The sequence below is a fragment of the Chitinophagales bacterium genome (genome assembly GCA_040877935.1).
Lineage (GTDB): Bacteria > Bacteroidota > Bacteroidia > Chitinophagales > CAIOSU01 > JBBDNB01.
Map to the genome: position 1 here is coordinate 74450 of JBBDNB010000032.1, position 15606 is coordinate 90055.

The window sequence follows — 15606 nt, forward strand, 5'->3', positions numbered from 1 at the left end:
TCCATTGACCCATGGTGTAACTGGCAACACGTCTGGTTTTGGTCCAGAAGAGTCCAGGTTCGAGCCCTGGTGGGTCAACACAGCAAAAACCTCTCAAGAATTTGAGAGGTTTTTTTATACGTTCATTTGGCTATTTCATTTCTCTAAAGGTAGTTATTACATCGAAATGAAGGGGACTGTACTTCTTATTTAAGGAGCCTTTTAACAAATCACCTGTCTGTTATTTTATTTGGTTCACTAAATCCCAAACCAAATCCGATTCATAGCCCTTTCGCAGCAAAAAAGCAGCAAGCTTTTGTTTTTTCTCAAAATCATTTTTGCCATTAGCTGATTTCCATTTCTGGGCAATCAGTTTCTGAAGTGTATCTGAATACTCTTTTCGGGAAATTTCCCGCAGCCCGTAATCTATGTGTTTCTCATCAATTTCTTTTTGCCTCAAACCCTGTTCTATCTTTACTTTTCCCCATTTGTTCTGATGAAATTTTCCTCGTGCATAGGCACTGGCATAACGCTTTATATCGATATAGTTTTCTTCTATTAACCTTTTAATCAGTGCTTCTGTTTCAGCTTCTGAGATTTCAAACTTTGCAGCTTTTTTTCGAATATCTGCCGGGCAACGTTCCTGGTAGGCACAATAGCGCATAAGTTTAAGAAGGATCTTTTCTGTTTGCATAAGCAGGGCTCAAAAATGAGTAATTTCACTCGCTTAAAAGTATTAATGCTTTGAAAAACAAACAAGCATTGTTTTTTCTATTTTCTGCCAATTCCGTTTCAGGAATGGCACAAGGCATCAGTATGATCGCAATTCCCTGGTATTTCAGCAATCAGTTGGAAAAACCTGCTTTGTTTGGAAAGATTTATCTGATCATTGCTTTTCTCTCTTTGTTTTGGGGATTGTACAGCGGTACTTTGATTGATCGGTTCAACAGGAAAAATATCATGCAGGTTTATACACTTGTTGGTACCGTGTTTTTATCTGTTGTGGCTGCGGTTGGAATGTTGAATGGTTTTGTGCCTGCACTTTTGGTAGCCATGGTTTTTGGGTTTACTTTTTTGATTTATAATATCCACTATCCTAATCTCTATGCTTTTTTGCAGGAAATTACCGAGCCGAAAAACTACAGCCGCATTACTTCCTATATTGAAATACAGGGGCAAACCACCACTGCTTTTGCCGGAGCCCTTGCTGCAATTCTACTGGCAGGCACTAAAGATGGGACTTTAAATTTGCTTGGATTTGCTATTCCTGTGGGGTTTGAAATTCAGCCCTGGAGTTTGCAAAAGGTCTTTATGCTGAATGCCTCTACTTATCTCATTGCATTTTTTCTGGTCAGTCAGATCCGTTTTGTGCCTTTTTCAACAAGGGTGAAAGAAATTCAAACGGTCTATGAAAGAGTAAGAACCGGCTTGATTTTCTTGAGGAAAAATCCCTTGCTGTTTTTGTTTGGAAATGCCACATTTGGGGTTTTCCTGGGTGTACTGATCAGCAATTTTTACCTCAAACCCATTTATATCAAACAGCACTTGCTACAGGCAGCAGATGTGTATGCGGCATATGAAATGTATTTTGCCTTTGGCAGTGTGCTGGCTGGTTTGGCCATCACCAGGATATTCTATGGATTTACTATGGTAAAGGCTGTGATCATTTTATCGGTATGCGGTGGGGCAATTTTTGTATTTAACAGTTTTAATACCAATCTGTTTTGGTTTTATGCGGTAACATTTCTGTTGGGACTTTGCAATGCAGGTATTCGTATTATGCGCGTGACTTATTTTTTCAAAAACATTCCCAATCAACTGATCGGGCGCAGCAGCAGCGTTTTTATGACCATGAATGTGCTGTTTAGAATAGTTATTGTGGCACTAATTTCCAATGCTTTTTTCACTACTGAAGGCAGGGTGGTTTGGGTTTATTTTGTATTTGGTATAGTAGTGATTTTAGCGGCATTGTCTCTAATACCATTTTATAAAAAGTTGGTCAATTTGAAACCCAAACTGCCCGATGCCTTGCAGGATTTGTTGGAAAAGGATTTGAAGCAATGAAGTGATTGATCCGTAGCGAGGGCGCTACGGATAGGGTTTGAGGAATGTTGTTTGATCAATCTTACCTTTCTCCTGATTAATCCCTAGCGAAGCACAGAGAAATCATTTCGCTTTACCTAAAGTATAGGTGTCAAATTCTTTTTGTAAGTAATCGGCTATATCCGAAAAGCCATAATATTCAGCATAGGTCCATGGTCTCAGCCAAGACTTACCTCCATAGCAATGATTGTATTTCGCGATTTTAGTTGGCCGAACTTCAAATAAAGACCAGTTTTGCCATATTTTCGGTTTTTCACAATTCTCGATGATTACTTTTACATTTTCCAACTTTCCCGATTCTATGGCATAAACCAAGGGTGTTTTGTCTTTTACCACTCCAAGACATCCGCCAGAATAAAAATTTCCGGAAGAGGTAGAATAACATTTAGCACCTAAATCCAAAAGGGTTTTTATACTTTCTGCACTCCCGTTTACAGATGCTACAGATAAAGCAGTCATGCCTTTCATGTTAATGCCCATTTTATCATCAAACCAGGTAAATGTTTCATCTACATTCGCGATTTTATTGTTGATCATATAAACCAGGGCATCTCCTGCACCACCATCAATAGCATAAGCCCAAATTGTTTTCCCCAATTTATCCTTGTCTTTGAGTTTAGCTCCATTTTTGACCAATTTATCCATAATGGCCACTTTATTAAAATAGGCTGCATTCATTAAAGCATTTACGCCTTGCTTGTTTTTTAAATTTGGATCTAAATCGGCATCAAGCAATAAGCCCATTATATCTGCGGGGCTGTCCCAATCCTCGGCTTTTGGGTTGGTATATTTTTCAGGCAAATTATTGTAGCCAAAATTTTTCATTGCATTGGTGGTGTAATGTACCGTACTTGCCCTTTCTTCAGGAGACATTGCAGTTACCATTAGTGTTGCTGGAGTTTCCTTGTTATTGTCTAAAGCATTTACATTGGCTCCCGCTGCAATAAGATATTCAATGCATTTACCGCAATTGCTCCTCCATGTAGCATAGTGCAGTACAGAAAGCCCATTTGCTTTTTGAGAAAAATTGACATCAGCGCCTGCTTCTATCAATAGTTTTACGCTTTCTTCACTTGCCATTGTAACAGCCATCAGTAGGGGAGAATAGTCGGATTTACCGGCTTCGTTTACATTAGCTCCAGCTTTGATAAACGCTTCAATCATTTCCGGCCAAATAGCAGCCGTAACGCAATAAGGGTCTCCATTGGCATTTTTGATATTCGGGTCAGTTCCACTGCTAAATAGCTCTTCGAGTTTTTTGTTGTCATTGCTTTGAAGAGCTGCTTCAATTTGTTTTGCAGAGTCGTCAGCTAAAAGAATTCCTTGTGAAAATATCACAAAAGTGAGGATTGAAATAATTGTCTTTTTCATGGTTTTGTTTTTTGATGAAGAATTATTTTGAATTTAAACCCTTAAATAAATAATAATAATTAGTAAATAGTAACATAGTTGTTTTCAGAATAAATATGCGCTAAAATTAATAATTTCGGATAATATTACACTATATGTGTTTGGATTTTTAGGTTAAAATATTCTCTCTTTATTCATCCGTGTAGAAACAGCAAGTATTCCATAATCTTGTCCTAAGTCAAATCTCAACTTCAAATCCTATGGAAATGTAAAACCATTGATCATTTCGAACAGAAAGGCTCATTTGTATCATATCCAGCAGCAATGTGATGGACTTGTTTAAACCCAAAAAGTTATCTTTTCCTTTTCCCCGAAACAAAAAACAAATAAAGCGCTGTTGAAAGCAGCAAAATAGCCCCCGCTTGGTGTGCCACACCCCAGAAAACGGGAATTTGTCCTTTGCTCATCAAAATTGTGATAATCCCAAGTGCGACCTGAACAAAGAGCATTAGCAAAAATAGATGCCGGGCAGAGTTCAATGCTTGAATTTGAGGTTTTCCTGCCTTCACCCAAAGTGCAAATCCGAAAATTGTAAGCAGATAAGCCAGGTTGCGGTGAGAAAACTGCACGAAGGCCATAGCATAAATATTGCTATCATAATCTTTAAAAGCAGAAAGGCTGAAATTGGAAAAATCAAGTAAAACAGGAGGAATAAAGCTGCCCCCCATATCTGGCCAGGTGGGATAAATCAGAGCGGCTTTCATGCCCGACATCAATCCGCCCAAAATAATTTGCAATGTTAAAAGACCGATAAATATACTCGTCCATTTGTGTATTTGTGGTGTTGCTGTTCTTTTATGCACCAATAATTCATCCATCGCCAGCCAAAGTACCCAGGCATAAAGGAGTATTCCCAACGAAAGATGCACGGTGAGTTTATAGGCGTTCACCCAGGGTCGATCTACTAATCCGCTGGCCACCATGATCCAGCCAAAAGAGGCTACTAGTGCCGCTAAAGTAAAAACGCCTGCAAGGTGGGGTTTTAAAACTTTCCTGATTTTTTTCTTCCACAAAAACCATATAAGCGGAAATAAAAAAACCAGACCCATGCTCCGCGCCCAGAGTCGATGAAAATACTCCCAGAAATAAATGAATTCAAAATCGGGCAGGGACATGCCTTTGTTGATTTTGTGATACTGTGGGGTGGCTTTGTACTTGTCAAATTCATCTTCCCAATTTTCTTCGGAAAGTGGAGGCAATGTTCCGGTAACAATTTCCCATTTGGTAATTGAGAGTCCGGAACCGGTAAGGCGGGTAACGCCACCAATGATAATCTGAAAAAACAGCATGACTACCCCGATAAACAACCAGATAGCTACGGCTTTATTTCTTTCCATCATCCAGCATTTTCACTTCCTTTAAATCCCCGTATTCGTAAATTTCCAGTTTTGTTTTGTTGCCACTGGTATCCCAGTAATACCAGTCCCCGTCTTTTTGTTTGCCACGAAAAGTACCCATGCTTTTAATTTTACCATTATCGTAGTATTCGGTTTTATGAAGTGTTTTTGAATAGGGAAAGAAAAAACTTTCTTCAATACCGGACTTCCTTCTGTGTTGTAAAAAAACGATAAATGCCATGCCGAGAAGCAGGGAAATAAAAAACAAATGCTTCATGCGGCTGCGCAATTTTTCGTTCATGGGGGATCTTTTTGCAAAATTACAGCTTTGCGTATAAAGGAAAGTACAGGATTTCAATTTTATAACCTGAGTTCGGAAATTCTTTAGTGCTCAGAATGCCAGAAAATAAAAAAGGCCGCCCCAAAATGAGACAGCCTTTCTTAATCTGTATGAAGAAAACCTATTGTTTGCTAACAATCACTTTTTTAACGATCATTTCATTGTCAATTCTGATTTTGGCAAAGTAAATACCGGCAGCAAATTGACCTAGGTCATAGCTTTTGTTAACCGTAGTAGTTGTTCCAAAAAATTCAGAAGCTACCTGTGCGCCCAAAACATTGATCCATTCGATTTGGACTTTGGCAGTAGTGCTGAGCTCTAATTTCAGATTAACAGTTCCTGAAGTTGGATTTGGAAACAATTGTAAATTGCTGATATCAGCAATGTCACCAATAGATACGCTTCTTTCCACTTCAACAGTGGCAGTTGTAGGGCAGCCATTGGCATCTGTAACAGTTACAGTATATGTGCCCGGTGCTAAACCCGTAGCGGTTTGAGTATCCTGGTTGTCGGGGTCGTCCCAGCTATATGTATAAGGACTTGCACCTCCTGTAGCAACAGCTGTAGCTGTGCCGTCATCTGCATTTGCAGATGCATCAGTAGAAGTAATATTTACAGCTGGAGAAGCACCATTAGCTATATTGAAACTGCTTGATTTGTCACATCCATTATCATCAGTTACAACAACAGTAAAAGGGCCTGCCGGGAGCCCTGTGTTAACAGAATCGCTGTTAGAGCCAGGGGTCCAGCTGAAGCTGTATGGTGGGATGCCTCCATTTACTGCAACACTTGCTTCTCCGTCTGAACCACCATTACAGGTTACATTTTCAAAAGAAGGTGTAAGTGTTAATGGATCCGGTTGGTCAACCTCAATTGATTCAGAAATTTTAGAACACCCTTCATTATCTGTTACAGTTACAAAATAATTATTAGCAGCCAAGTTGCTTAGTGTAGTAGAAGCTCCGGATTGTCCATTTGACCAATTGTATCCTCCATTGCCACCGTTTACACTTAAGCTAATGCTTCCATCGCTATCACCGTTACATGATGCATCTGAAACATTGGCTACAGATATGGAAATTGAATCTGGGCCTCCTATATTGGCAGTAAGTACCTTTTGACAGTTATTGATGTCGCTTATGGTTACCTGGTAACTTCCAGCCGATAAGCCTGTAATCAGTGAAGCAGAGCCACTAGCACTCCAGTTGTATGCATAAGGAGCTGTACCTCCACTAACCCCTATCAGTTCTGCGGTTCCATCATTATCTCCATAACAGGTAACCGGTGTGGTATTGATAGATTGTACAGAAATATCTAAAGGTTGAGTAATGGTTACTGTTACGGGAGCTGCCTGACAGTTATTGGCATCGGTTACGTTCAGAATAATTGACCCGGCTTCAAGCCCAGTAACAGAAGAAGTGGTTTTTATTGGGTTTGTCAACCATTGGTAAGAATAAGTTCCACTTCCTGTTCCACCTGTTACAAAAGCAGAAGCTGTTCCATTGATGCCACCATTACAAGTGACATTTGTTTGAGTAACAGAAACATTAAGCGGGTCTGGTTCTGTAACTGTTCCATTGGCAGAAGCAGAACAACTGCCTTCGGTAACTGTTACGGAAACAGCTCCTGGCGCGAGACTAGAAACTGTAGATCCGCTTCCAGAAACATCCCAGTTATAACTTACCGTGCCGATATTTCCCGTAACATTTGCAGTAGCTTCACCATTGCTAAAACCATTACAACTCACATTCGTAATGTCAAGGCTTACAGACAAGCTTCCGGGATCACTTACTGAAGCTGAAGCCGTTGCAGTACAACCGCTGCCATCAGTTACTGTAACGGTATAATTTCCAGGGCTCAGGTTATTGACCGAAGCGCCTGACAAGCCACCTGTCCAACTATAACTATTGCCACCTGAACCACCGCTTGCATTGGCCGTAAGGGTAGCGTCATTTGCTCCACAAGCACTTGTTTGTGCATTATTTACAGATACTGATAGCGGATTAGCAGGTGGGTCAACTGTGGCGGTAGCCATTTCTGTACAGCCATTATCATCGGTTACGGTTACTTCATAAGTACCGGCAGCAAGTCCGCTGATGTCTTCAGTATTGTCTCCATTGTCCCAGGCAAAAGTATAGGGTGATGTGCCTCCACTTACATTAATATCAACAGCACCATCGTTTACAGATGCACAACCGAGATCGGTAACTGAAGCTATATTTACTGAAAGTGCAGTAGGCTCAGCAATTGTTTCAGAGAATGTTTCAGAACAACCATTGGCATCTTCTACTGTGAGATCATAAGTGCCTGCAGAAAGACCTGTTTCAGTAGCGGTATTTCCACCTGAGCTCCAGGTGTAAGTATAAGGTGGTGTTCCTCCTGTTACAACCACTGAAACATAACCATCATTGCCTCCATTACAACTTACCTCTCCGCTATCATCTAATGTAACACTTGGACTTCCCGTATCGGAAACATTGGCTGATGCTGTTGCAGTACAGTTGTTGGCATCTGTAACTGTTACATCATAAGAACCTGCGGCAAGATTGGTGGCAGTTGAAGCCATTTGCCCATCTGACCACAAAAAGCTGTATGGAGCTGCTCCTCCCATAACATTAACTGTAGCAGTTCCATCAGAGGCACCACAGGAGGCATTTGTTGTGTTTATAGTAGTTCCGATTGTTGGGCAACCTGCACAAACAAGTGGGGAAATAAGATGTGCTCTCTCTGTATTCCATGAACTATCAGTATCTGAATAAGGAAACCAGTTACCACTTGCAAATTGCTCCCATGCTGTTTCGGGGGCCGCTTCTCCGTCAGCATTAACATAAAGTGCTACGGTATCATTGGCAGCATAAGTAAAAGAAATGCCCACATAATAATCAGTGCTGGCATTTACTGTTACAGGATTGGTAAAGTTTACATAAGTCAATGAATTATTGGAAATATCTGTTGCAATAGACTGGATCGTAATTGTTTCAGAAGCCAATATTGCTCCTGGAGCACCTCCTGTACCGCTGTTGTCCCAAACATTTACATCTATACTGGAGCTGGAGTTGGCAAAATCTGCAACTGCAAAGCCAAGTGCTGCACCAGTTATTTCATCTCCGGCATTCAGGCCACTAAATTTATCTGCTTTGGCTTGATCCATGAATGCATTGTGTCCTGCAACATAACCATTAAAGGGACTTCTTAAAATCAGTAATGCATCATTTTCAGGTGAAAAGTTAGAAATTGTATCACAGTCGGGCAAAGCAGGCCATTCTAAAACAGTTATAAAATCACTTGCCGTAATATCATCAGAACCTCCTGAATTACTTACATTAAGACTGACATCATAAACCCCTGAAGTATTGTAGGTGACCAATGGATTCTCTTGAGTTGGGTTTCCTGGATTTCCACCGGGGCAGGTCCAGCTCCATGAACTTGGGTTATTAGTCGATAAGTCTGTAAACTGAACATCATTGCCTTCGAGTACTGTTCTTCTGTTAACTTCAAAATTGGCAACAGGTGCAGGCTGTGTAGTGGATTCACAAATATCTGCAAGTATCAAACCTGAAATATCCAATCCATAAACAGAATCAACCCGACCCCAGACTGTAGGAAGTCCTGTGAATAAAGTTGAAGGTATGCTCTCATCTTGATTTGTAATTAAAGCCACTGTATCACCTGCAGCATAAGTAACTTCAAAGCCAACATAAAAATTACCGGAAACTACAGGTGGGGTAGTAAAAGTAACCGTTGTTAAGTCATTATTAGTAATATCTGTAGCAATATCAGTGATCAAAATGTCCTCAGATGCTATTACTGTACCCGGAGCATTTGGTATGCCAAAAAAGTCCTGGCCACCGTCATCCTCCCAAATTCTGGCAGTTATAGTTGCAGTGCCCGGATTACTCGTTTGCGCATCATTAAATGCAAAAGAAATTTCATTTATTTCAGAATTGGTATAGGGTGAAATAAATTTTTCAGCAAATCTTGTAAAACCTTCAGCATTGTGTCCGGCTAATGTTCCACCTCCTGTAATATTATAAATGGTTAAAGTATCATTTGCCAGATCAATGTTTATTAATGTATCGCAAGTACCAACAGGTGGTGGTGTGGAACTTTGAACTACCGGGAACATAATTATATCCCTATCCCAATCTATCCAGAAATCATCCAATGCATCCCAACCTGGAGTCCAGCTTGTGCCATTAAAATTAGCAATGGAATTTTGTGCATTCAAACCATCCCCAAAATTATTTGTAACAAAAATCAAAGAATCATTTTTAGTTGACAAATCGACATTCACTACAATCGCAAAATCTCCAGAAACTGTGGGTGGATTTGAAAAAGTAATTACAGTAGTACTTGTGTCTAATACCGAACCAGTATTAAAACTTGAAGCTGACACCACTTCCGTAGCCAAAGGTGCCCCAGTTGGAAAGCCATTAGACACATCATAAATACTGAACTCAAAGTTATCCGGGCTACCTACAGTTATTACGTCAAACAGCCAAAAAATAACTTGTTCTACCGTACCACCGGGATGGCTAAAAACCTGGCCTACTTCATCCACAAATATATTGCTACCCGCAGCACCACCACCATTAGGCGCACCAGGTGCAGTAAAACCAGTAGCATTTGTTATTGGATAATCTAAAGTATCTAAAGTTTGTGCAAATAGGCCCGCGCTTAACAGCACCGACATAAATATTAAAAAAGTCCTTTTCATAGCAATAATTTTTGTGATTTATTTGGAAGCAACAAAGGTAAAGAATTCTATTAGTTTATTTTAACCCGCATTATGCCTTTAGAAAATGTACTGATCGGTATTCCTTAGGTGTAAAAAATAATAAAGGCTGTTTTACAGATGCAAAACAGCCTTTATTCTAATAATAGAAGGAAGATTATTTTTTATTTATTCACGATCACTTTTTTGATAATGGTTTGATCGCCTATGCTTATTCTTGCAAAATAAATTCCTGAAGCAAATTGTCCTAAGTCATAGCTTCTGTTGATATTGGAGGTATTGCCCAGGTCTTCTTTTATCACGCGCTCGCCAAGTACATTAACCCATTCCAACAATACATTTACAGATCTGCTCATGTTCATTTTCAAATTTACATTTGCATTGGTAGGGTTCGGAAAAAGCTGAAAGCTTATGATTTCTTCTATGTTTTCAACTGCAACATCTCTGTCAACTGTGGCCGATGCAGTAGTTTCACAACCATTATTATCTGTTACAGTTACTGTATATGTTCCTGTACTAAGATCAGTGATGATTTCAGTAGTTTGATTGTCATCATCATCCCATTCATAGGTGTATGGTTCTGCTCCGCCAGTTGCCTGTACTTCAACACTTCCATTGTCATCAGAACCGGTAGCATCTGTAGCAGTTGCAGTGGCCGAAGGACTTTCTCCATCAGCTATGTTGAAGTTGGCTGTAGTTTGACATCCGTTTAAGTCTGTAATAACTAAGCTTACAGTATCTGCTGCAGAAAGCCCTGTTTCAACAGAATCGCTATTAGTAGAAGGCCAGGCATAGCTGTAAGGAGGAGTGCCTCCGCTTACAGTCACGCTTGCAGAGCCGTCTGAGCCTCCTTCACAAGTTACATCTTCAGATGATTGATTAAATGTCAAAGCATCCGGTTCTGTAATTGTTTTGTTGGCTACAGCACTGCAAGATTGGTCTGTAACAGTTACAGAAACGGAACCCGGTTCCAGTCCTGTAATTGCAGAACCGCTTCCGGTATCAGACCATGTAAAAGTTTCTGAACCGGAACCCCCACTCACAATAGCATTTGCTTCTCCATCATCAAATCCATTGCAACTAATGTGCTGTACATTTAAAATTACAGAAAGATTTCCAGGATCGCTTACAGAAGCTGAAGTTGAGGCAGTACATCCGTTTCCGTCCGTTACTGTAACATCATAGCTTCCAACTCCAAGATTGCTTAATGTACCCCCATTTGTTCCACCTGTCCAGGTATATAAATAATTACCATCACCACCACTGGCATTGGCTGTTAAACTTGCATCACTGTTGCCACAAGCAGAGGTAGTAGCATCATTTACTATTACTGTGGGACTTTCTGCCTCATCTACAATTACCGGTTCAGTTGCTGTACAGCCGTTATTATCTGTAATGGTTACAGTATAAGTACCTGGGGCGAGGTTATTAGCAGTTGGAGTAGTTTGGCTCAGCGGGTCTGACCATTCATAAGAGTAAGGGCTGTCTCCACCGGATGCAACAACTTCAGCTGTGCCGTCATCAGTATCACAGGAGCTTTCTGTTGAAGAAGTTATCCCGCTTATATTTGGACAAACAAAACAAACATCTACAAGTATTAATCCCGAAATATTTGTTCCTGCCAGAGAATCCATTCTGCCCCAACCGGGAAAGCCAAGAGGTGTAACATCTGTAAAAAGAGTGGAAGGAACACTTTCGCTCCTGTTTGTAACAAGACCTACAGTATCTCCCTGCGCATATGAGATTTGAAAACCAACATAAAAATCACCACTTACAACAGGTGGGGTAGCAAAAGTTACAGTAGTAAAATCCTGATTTGCTACATCTGTTTCAATATCTGCTATCAAAACATCGTTAGTAGCAACTACAGTACCTGGCGCATTTGGAATACCAAAAGCATCATTGCCACCGTCATCCTCCCATACAGTTAACGTTACAACAGCACTCCCTGGATTATTGGTTTCAGCTCTACCAAATACAAAGTTTAGTTCGGTAACTTCTGCACTGGAAAAAGAGCTTGTGATTTTTTCAGCAAAACCATAAACACCAAAACTATTGTGGCCTATAAGGGCTCCTCCTCCCTGAGCTCCATATAGTGTGGGTGTATCAGTTGCTAAATTAAAATTAGTAATTGTATCGCAAATTTGGGCAGAAACACTGGTGCCTATTAGCGAGATGACAAAAACAAGCAAAACATTTTTCATGATAATCAATTTTATATGTTTATTTGGAAGTAACAAAGGTAAGTATTTCTATTAATTTATTGCAAAGTGAGCTATTTATTGCGCATTAAACCCGAATTATGCAAAACATAAAAGGAAATGCCCCTCACCGCAGCAAGAGACATTTCCCAACAATAGGAACGAAAAGGGTATTGTTTATTGAATCGGCTTTATGGATGAAAAACCGGACACATCCGATACTATTTCAGGCAATCCTTTATAATTCAAACTACTGGCTCCTGAAACCTTTGCATCTAATTTGTCTGTTACCCAGACATCTACTTTGCTGGCACCTGCAATTTTAACTTTTGCATTTTCGGTCCTAAAGGCTGTCCCATCCAATTTAGAGGCACCGTTTATTTCCAAATAAAGCTTTTCACTCTCCCCCTCTAAATTGACTTTTGCTGCACCATTGATTTCCAGGTTGAGTTCCTCCGCTTGAATATCAATTCTGCAATTATTGGCTCCTGAAATACGCATGTCCATTTTGCTGTTTTCAAAGCCTTTAATCGATGCATCTGCAACACTGTTGAGTTCGAGCTCAGAAAGTTCGGGCATTTGCAGGTTGATTTTTGTCTGCCTGTCGAAGAAGCCGCTGCGCTTTTTGTTTTCAATTTGCAGTCGATTGTTTTTAACAGAATATTCAATCTCATTTTCCCCATCACTTTGCAATAAAAAGGGCCCTTCCGAAATGTGAATATCAAAAGCCCCATTGGCTTCAACCTCTGTAAAATCTTCATTCAAAATCAATTCCTCCATGGAAAAATTTTGTTGACGGTTTAAAGCAACACCATTACAATCTATGCATGTGAGTCCGGCAGGTCGCATTTCCCAGGTATAGCCAATCATATTTCCATCATAGGTGTTGGTCACATTTTTGATATCATAAATCACTGATTTAGAACTTTCGGCTAAATATACTTGTGCCCCCAGTGGCAGCCTTAGATGTAATTGTACTTCCTGTCCGCGCAGTTTTTCAGGGTCTTCAATCGGGAAGTGTGCAGGAATGCGCAGCACTGAATCTTGCATACTGATATTAAACTGTATGGATTCCTGCCTGTCGAATGCCTGGCCTCTTGAACTGCCTTTAGCCTTTGTGATGATCTCTAAAAAAGCTGTTTCATCCGGGCTTTGTAAAACATCTAATTTTACTTTATCCCCGAGCCAAAGCATGTCCTCATCTACAATGTATTCATCGCGATTGAAAAAATAGACAACTGGTTTTCCTGCCGGTGCTATTTTTTGTCCTTCAAGATGTATGCGCTGTGATTCCGGCAATTGAAGCATTACTTTTTTACTTCCGCTGCTGCTGCTTGAAAAACAAGTGGCAGTATATGCAGAAAGTGCAATTATGCTAATTAGCGTAATGAAAAAGACCAGAATCATGCTTTTTGAAAACACAGGAATTCTGAAGCGCCTGCCACCAAGAAATCGCAAGCCCAAGTATATCAGGGTTAAAAGCGGAATGAGCACTAGGGTTAAAATTGTGATATAACTCCAATATTTGTGGATGCTGTTTTCAAAATAAAAATCTGAAAAGGTCATTAGTGAAGCATCACCTGAAAACAAAAATACAAGCGGAACTACAAGCAATGCAGTGAGTGCGATACTTCCAATAATCACAAAGAGGAGACCTGCAATTTTTAGAATGGCTTTTAACAATACATAGAGTACGTTTAAAATATTGCTTACCAGTTCTTTAGCTAGTCCTGTTATCTTATTGGCGGATTGATTTCCGTCAATGTTTTTTTTTATGTTGTCAAACTCTTCTTTGATGGTTTTTTCAATATTAGAAACATTGATAGCTTCGCCACGCATATGCAGCTTGTCAGAAGCTGTTTTAGCCTCTGGAATAACGATCCACAAAATGATGTAGAGCAAGAAACCGGAACCAAATCCAAAGAATGCAATCAGGAAAATTAGGCGCAGAAAAATAGGATCAGAAATTCCAAGATAGGCACTGATTCCAGAGCACACACCCCCTACTATTGAGTTTTCAGTGTCGCGAAATAATTTTCTCGGGTATTTCTTGCCTTTAGTAGGGGCGGGCTCAGCTTCCAACTCATCTTCGATTGTTTCAAAATCCTCAGGACGTCCCATCACTTCTATTACAGCTTCAACATCAGCAAGGCTAATGACCTGTTTTGTATTGCTTAGTTTTTCGGAAAACATTTCGGCAATGCGCGCCTCAATATCAGATGTGATTTCATCTGCACCCTCCATTCCTTCGAAGCGGTTGGCTATTGCTTTCAGGTAATTGCTGAGTTTTTCATATGCTATTTCATCGATTTGAAAAACCAGGCTGTTGAGGTTTATACTTAATGTCTTATTCATTGTCTTTAGATTTATTGATTGATGTAGTGACTTTTACGGCATAGTGCAATTCATTCCATGTGGCTTCCAGTTCCAGGAGAAAGGTTTTACCGATCTCCGTCAGTTGATAGTATTTGCGCGGTGGTCCTGAAGTTGATTCTTTCCACTTGTAGCTGAGCAAACCGGCATTTTTGAGCCTGGTAAGCAGCGGATACAAGGTGCCTTCTACAACGATCAGTTTTGCATCTTTCAGTATTTCCAGGATATCCGAGGCATAGAGCTCCTTACTGGAAATCACCGAAAGAATACAGTATTCCAACACCCCTTTGCGCATCTGTATTTTAGTGTTTTCTAAGTTCATTCGATTTCATTTTACATTAGTTTAAAATTGATGATAATATTGTAGAGTTTGTTTGTATCCAGTTGATTCAAGATAATATTACTCATTTGTTGCTGAATGGCCTTTTTAAATATTTCGTACTGACTTTCTACAGCATTTATTTCAACTCTTCCCGTTGAATCAACCTGGAATGTTACTATTACCTGATCGCTTAAATTGTCGGACCGGGCAGCATCAGGATATTTTATGTATTGCTCAATATCTATACGCTGATGTATATCGGATTTTTCTTTTGCACTTAAATCGTTTTGCTGAATAAGCAAAAATGAAATGATTAATGCGAGGCTTAAAATTTTAGTTTTCATGATTTTTTGTTTTTTAGTTTTAGAAATTGACAACACAAAGATATGAACAAAAAAAGGTACTATGCAACACAAAGTACTGTATGAAATGAAATAATTTCCATTTAGTGATGAGAAAATTACAGAAACCCTTTACTTAAAAGGCTTTTGGCTTAATAATATTTTTTGAAAAAAAGTGGATTTATGCGGAAAGATCAAACAAATAGACTGATTAGAAACGAAGGGCTGCACCCTTCGTTCAGTAAATGTCACCCCTTTGGGGCTCAGGAAATTGTAAAAAATAAAGGTTGTTGCCTTTGTTTCTCATGGCATATCCTTTCTCTAAAGTGAAGTTATATTTGGCTGTAAGTACATTTTTCACCCTACTTATAGCCAAATATAATTAAAGTAAAAACAAGTTTTTTTGCCTGTAAATAGTGTCTGGTCGAAAAGCACCATAAATCTAAGATTCCATTAATTTTTCAA

General features: G+C 39.7%; 10 protein-coding genes and 1 tRNA gene. 2 read left to right on the plus strand and 9 right to left on the minus strand.

The genetic code is table 11. From position 1 onward, the window contains the following. Nucleotides 1-5: 5 nt before the first annotated feature. Nucleotides 6-78 (plus strand) — tRNA-Gln (locus WD048_08255). A 142-nt stretch (nucleotides 79-220) separates the two neighbouring features. On the opposite strand, the gene WD048_08260 is transcribed toward WD048_08255, so the two are convergent. Then, nucleotides 221-673: a regulatory protein RecX gene (locus tag WD048_08260; protein MEX0812196.1), complete on the minus strand. Its 453-nt coding sequence runs from the start codon at nucleotides 671-673 to the stop codon at nucleotides 221-223. 50 nt (nucleotides 674-723) lie between these two features. On the opposite strand from WD048_08260, the gene WD048_08265 reads away from it, so the two are divergent. Then, nucleotides 724-2043: an MFS transporter gene (locus WD048_08265; GenBank protein ID MEX0812197.1), complete on the plus strand. Its 1320-nt coding sequence runs from the start codon at nucleotides 724-726 to the stop codon at nucleotides 2041-2043. A gap of 102 nt (nucleotides 2044-2145) precedes the next feature. Here WD048_08265 and WD048_08270 read toward each other — a convergent pair whose 3' ends face one another. From WD048_08270 to WD048_08305, 8 genes are all read right to left on the minus strand, one after another. Then, nucleotides 2146-3453 carry an ankyrin repeat domain-containing protein gene (locus WD048_08270; GenBank protein ID MEX0812198.1) on the minus strand — a complete coding sequence of 436 codons (1308 nt, stop codon included), beginning with the start codon at nucleotides 3451-3453 and terminating at the stop codon, nucleotides 2146-2148. A 332-nt stretch (nucleotides 3454-3785) separates the two neighbouring features. Then, a complete protein-coding gene (locus tag WD048_08275) occupies nucleotides 3786-4829 on the minus strand; it encodes a COX15/CtaA family protein (GenBank protein MEX0812199.1) in 1044 nt (347 codons plus the stop codon). Continuing rightward, nucleotides 4816-5130, minus strand: a complete 315-nt coding sequence (locus WD048_08280) for a hypothetical protein (protein MEX0812200.1) — start codon at nucleotides 5128-5130, stop codon at nucleotides 4816-4818. Before WD048_08280 ends, WD048_08275 begins: the two co-directional genes overlap by 14 nt. 160 nt (nucleotides 5131-5290) lie before the next feature. Further along, the gene (locus WD048_08285; protein MEX0812201.1) at nucleotides 5291-9886 is read right to left on the minus strand and encodes a T9SS type A sorting domain-containing protein; all 4596 of its coding nucleotides are present in this window, start codon (nucleotides 9884-9886) and stop codon (nucleotides 5291-5293) included. A gap of 182 nt (nucleotides 9887-10068) precedes the next feature. Continuing rightward, on the minus strand, nucleotides 10069-12108 hold the full coding sequence (locus WD048_08290) for a T9SS type A sorting domain-containing protein (protein MEX0812202.1): 2040 nt from the start codon (nucleotides 12106-12108) through the stop codon (nucleotides 10069-10071). Nucleotides 12109-12282: 174 nt separating this feature from the next. Continuing rightward, nucleotides 12283-14460: a DUF2807 domain-containing protein gene (locus tag WD048_08295; protein ID MEX0812203.1), complete on the minus strand. Its 2178-nt coding sequence runs from the start codon at nucleotides 14458-14460 to the stop codon at nucleotides 12283-12285. Continuing rightward, on the minus strand, nucleotides 14453-14800 hold the full coding sequence (locus tag WD048_08300) for a PadR family transcriptional regulator (GenBank protein ID MEX0812204.1): 348 nt from the start codon (nucleotides 14798-14800) through the stop codon (nucleotides 14453-14455). The genes WD048_08295 and WD048_08300 overlap by 8 nt, the downstream gene beginning before the upstream one ends. 11 nt (nucleotides 14801-14811) lie before the next feature. Beyond that, nucleotides 14812-15144 carry a hypothetical protein gene (locus WD048_08305; GenBank protein ID MEX0812205.1) on the minus strand — a complete coding sequence of 111 codons (333 nt, stop codon included), beginning with the start codon at nucleotides 15142-15144 and terminating at the stop codon, nucleotides 14812-14814. Nucleotides 15145-15606 lie beyond the last annotated feature (462 nt).

What these genes read in the sequence shown, in the direction of transcription:
- WD048_08260 (MEX0812196.1), bottom strand. Translation starts at nt 673, where the DNA reads ATGCAAACAGAAAAGATCCTTCTTAAACTTATGCGCTATTGTGCCTAC.
- WD048_08270 (MEX0812198.1), bottom strand. Translation starts at nt 3,453, where the DNA reads ATGAAAAAGACAATTATTTCAATCCTCACTTTTGTGATATTTTCACAA.
- WD048_08275 (MEX0812199.1), bottom strand. Translation starts at nt 4,829, where the DNA reads ATGGAAAGAAATAAAGCCGTAGCTATCTGGTTGTTTATCGGGGTAGTC.
- WD048_08280 (MEX0812200.1), bottom strand. Translation starts at nt 5,130, where the DNA reads ATGAACGAAAAATTGCGCAGCCGCATGAAGCATTTGTTTTTTATTTCC.
- WD048_08285 (MEX0812201.1), bottom strand. Translation starts at nt 9,886, where the DNA reads ATGAAAAGGACTTTTTTAATATTTATGTCGGTGCTGTTAAGCGCGGGC.
- WD048_08290 (MEX0812202.1), bottom strand. Translation starts at nt 12,108, where the DNA reads ATGAAAAATGTTTTGCTTGTTTTTGTCATCTCGCTAATAGGCACCAGT.
- WD048_08295 (MEX0812203.1), bottom strand. Translation starts at nt 14,460, where the DNA reads ATGAATAAGACATTAAGTATAAACCTCAACAGCCTGGTTTTTCAAATC.
- WD048_08300 (MEX0812204.1), bottom strand. Translation starts at nt 14,800, where the DNA reads ATGAACTTAGAAAACACTAAAATACAGATGCGCAAAGGGGTGTTGGAA.
- WD048_08305 (MEX0812205.1), bottom strand. Translation starts at nt 15,144, where the DNA reads ATGAAAACTAAAATTTTAAGCCTCGCATTAATCATTTCATTTTTGCTT.